The sequence below is a fragment of the Streptosporangium sp. NPDC000396 genome (assembly GCF_042898655.1).
In the GTDB taxonomy this organism is placed as follows: Bacteria; Actinomycetota; Actinomycetes; order Streptosporangiales; family Streptosporangiaceae; genus Streptosporangium.
This window is the reverse complement of sequence record NZ_JBIAZA010000075.1, coordinates 1-3,323: the sequence shown is the minus strand read 5'-3', so window position 1 is coordinate 3,323 and position 3,323 is coordinate 1. Positions and strand designations below refer to the sequence as shown.

Below are 3,323 nucleotides of genomic sequence, written 5' to 3'. Positions count from 1 at the left end.
ACCGCGACCGTGGCCGACTGCCACTCCGACCAGGGTCCCGCCACGCTCGAACTCGTTGATACGCGCACCCGCCAGCGGACCAGCCAGCCGTCCTTGAGTTTGTCGGGGGTGACCGTGGGGGTCTGTAGCCAGCATCTGCTGGTGGTGTAGCAGCCACTGCTCGACACGCCGCTGGAACCCGACCAGATCAGCCCCGTGCCCTGGTCGGTCTTGGCCGGGTCGTGTTCGACCTGTGCCTCCAGGCGCAGCGGCCGGGACTCAGGATCCCCGCCGTAGGCGGCGAAGGAAGGCTGGGTCGAGGACAGCGTCCACAGCCCGGACACCGCCTGCCCCGGAGAGGCCGACAACTCCGACACCACCGGCTTGGAGGTGTCCACGCGCGCCGCCTGCCACTCCGACCATGGACCGGCCACCGATGAGGAGGTGGATGCCCGGACGCGCCAGCGGATCAGCCAGCCGTCCTTGAGTTTGTCGGGGGTGACCGTGGGGGTCTGTAGCCAGCATCTGCTCGTGGTGTAGCAGCCACTGCTCGACACGCCGCTGGAACCCGACCAGATCAGCCCGGTGCCCTGACCCCCGGCCGACGGGTCGTGTTCGACCTGTGCCTCCAGGCGCAGCGGCCGGGACTCAGGATCCCCGCCGTAGGCGGCGAAGGAAGGCTGGGTCGAGGACAGCGTCCACAGCCCGGACACCGCCTGCCCCGGAGAGGCCGACAACTCCGACACCACCGGCTTGGAGGTGTCCACGCGCGCCGCCTGCCACTCCGACCATGGACCGGCCACCGATGAGGAGGTGGATGCCCGGACGCGCCAGCGGATCAGCCAGCCGTCCTTGAGTTTGTCGGGGGTGACCGTGGGGGTCTGTAGCCAGCATCTGCTGGTGGTGTAGCAGCCACTGCTCGACACGCCGCTGGAACCCGACCAGATCAGCCCGGTGCCCTGACCCCCGGCCGACGGGTCGTGTTCGACCTGTGCCTCCAGGCGCAGCGGCCGGGACTCAGGATCCCCGCCGTAGGCGGCGAAGGAAGGCTGGGTCGAGGACAGCGTCCACAGGCCGGACACCGACTGTCCCGGGGAGACTGACGGCTCCGACACCACGGGCTTGGTGGTGTCCACGCGTCCGGCCTGCCAGTCAGACCAGGGTCCCGCCACGCCGGAGGAGGTGGATACGCGCACCCGCCAGCGGATCAGCCAGCCGTCCTTCAGCTTGTCGGAGGTGACCGCGGGGGTCTGTAGCCAGCACCTGCTCGTGGTGTAGCAGCCACTGCTCGACACGCCGCTGGAACCCGACCAGATCAGGCCGGTGCCCTGGTCGGTCTTGGTCGGGTCGTGTTCGACCTGTGCCTCCAGGCGCAGCGGCCGGGACTCAGGATCCCCGCCGTAGGCGGCGAAGGAAGGCTGGGTCGAGGACAGCGTCCACAGGCCGGACACCGCCTGGCCCGGAGAGGCCGACTCCTCTGACACCAGCGGCTTGGAGGTGTCGACTTGTCCGCTCTGCCACTCCGACCACGCACCGGCTACGATCGCGCCGGGAGTCTCTGTGGACTGCACCACCGCACGGACTCGCCAGCGGATCAGCCAGCCGTTCTGCAACCCCGTGACTGCCGGGGACAGGTGCGAGGCGGAACAGGTCTGTCCGGTGAAGCAGGTCTCCCCGAAGGTCTTGCCCTGTCCTGACCAGATCAGCCCCGAGCCCTGACCGATGGCGGCCGGGTCGTGCTCGACCTCCGCCTCCAGCACACCGGGCCTTCGATCGACATCAGAGATCGCGGCGGTGAACGTCGGGCTGAGGCTCGGCAGAATCCATGATCCCGACACCCGTTGACCGACAGACGCGGATGCTCTGCTCACCACGGGCCCGGGCGGGATCGTCTGGAAGATCTTCGTGTCCACCCGGGCCGACACCCACTGCGACCACGGGCCTGACATCCCGGACGTGGTGGTGGCCCGGGCCCGCCAGCGGATCTGCCAGCCGTCGGTCAGCTTGCCCGCCGGGACGGCCGCCCAGGCGTTGCTTCCGGACGCGTACGACTTGTCCGAAGAACCCGACCAGATCAGGCCCGTGCCCTGAGCCGTGGCGGCCGGGTCATGCTCCACCTCGACGTTGAGCTTGCCGGCGCGGTTCTCCGGATCGGTCACCTTGGCATACAGCCACGGCGTCACCGTCCCGGCCGTCCACGACGCGGAACCAGGCAGAGCCGGATCCATGCCCAGCGACTCGGCCGACGGCCTGCTGAGGTCGATGCGTGCCTGGACCCAATCGGACCACGGGCCAGCAACGCCCTCCGCGGTTTCTCCGCGGGCGCGCCAGCGGATCTTCATGCCGTCGGTCAGCTTCCCGGCTGGGACCTGGACCAACGCGTTGTCACCGGAGCGGGACGGCTGAGTGCTCTTCCCCGTCCAGATCAAGCCGGCGCCCTGGTCGGTCGTCGCCGGGTCGTGCTCGATCTCCACGGCGATCAGGGAGTCTCTGTTCTCCGGGTCGGTCACCTTGGCATACAGCCACGGCGAGGTCGCCGCCGCTGTCCACGTCCCCGCATCCCATGTCGCCGGCGTCATCGACAGTCCCGCGACTGACGGTTTGCGCAGGTCGACGCCAGCCAGGAGCCAGTCGGACCATGGGCCGATCACACCACTGGTGGTTTCCCCGCGCACCCGCCAGCGGATCTTCATCCCGTCGGTCAGCTTCGCAGCCGGGACCTGCACCCAGGCGTTAGCGCCGGATGCGGCGGCGGTGGCGCCCTTGCCCTCCCAGATCAGGCCCGTGCCTTGGCCGGTCGCGGCCGGGTCGTGCTCGACCTGCACCCACAACCGCGAACCACGCGAGCCGGGATCGGTGACCTTGGCATACACCCACGGCGTCAATGACGAAGCCGTCCACGATGTCTCGCCCTTGGTCGCCGGAGTCAGCCCGGCGTCGGAGGCAGCGGGCTTGGTCACATCGACGGTGGCTGCCTGCCAGGGTGACCATTCGCCTTCCGCGCCCGCGGTGGTGACGCCGCGTACCCGCCAGCGGATCTTCATGCCGTCGGTGAGTTTCCCGGCCGGGACCTGCACCCAGGCGTTGCCGCCCGAGGCGTAGGCGGTGGTGCCCTTGCCGGCCCAGATCGCGCCCGTGCCCTGCGCCGGGACGGCTGGGTCGTGCTCGATCTCCGCGCCCAGCGTCAGCTTGGACCCGCCGGCGTCGCTCACCTTCGCATACAACCAGGGGGTGGCCGAGGCCAGCGTCCAGGTGTCGGTGCCGCGGGTGGCGGGGACGGCGCCCAGGCCGTTGCCGGCGGTGCCGCTCACCGCGACCGTGGCCGACTGCCACTCCGACCAGGG

General features: G+C 70.0%; 1 protein-coding gene. It reads right to left on the bottom strand.

Translation table 11 applies throughout. The features are described 5' to 3' along the window. Window positions 1-3,323: hypothetical protein (locus tag ACFY2X_RS47180; protein WP_389951990.1), on the bottom strand; the 3,323-nt coding region annotated here is incomplete at both ends.